We start from the raw sequence: 242 nt of genomic DNA, 5'->3' as shown, positions 1-242 counted from the left end.
AGGCGGACAGGTCCGGCTCCGACCGCATCCGACCCGTACCGCCGCCCATCGGCCAGCTCAGCCCCTGTGCGAACACGAACGTCTTGGCATCGGACAGGCCTCCGTCGCGGAACCGCTGCAGTTGCAGACCCTGCCCGCGGCTCATCTCCACCAGCTCGGCGATCGGGAAGACCAGCATCTTGCGGTTGTCGCCGATCGCCGCGACGTAATCGTCGTCCTTGCCGACCGGCCGCACCACCTTC

Annotated in this window: 1 protein-coding gene; it reads right to left on the bottom strand. The window is 68.2% G+C overall.

Annotated features, from left to right (window positions below; genetic code table 11):
* The coding region (locus AC0IYH_RS33530) for a hypothetical protein (RefSeq protein WP_471838756.1) at positions 1 to 242 on the bottom strand (242 nt) is incomplete at both ends.

The organism is Pseudomonas sp. AC463, assembly GCF_979253585.1.
Note: the sequence above shows the minus strand (reverse complement) of the source record. Positions and strands in the feature narration are given on the sequence as shown.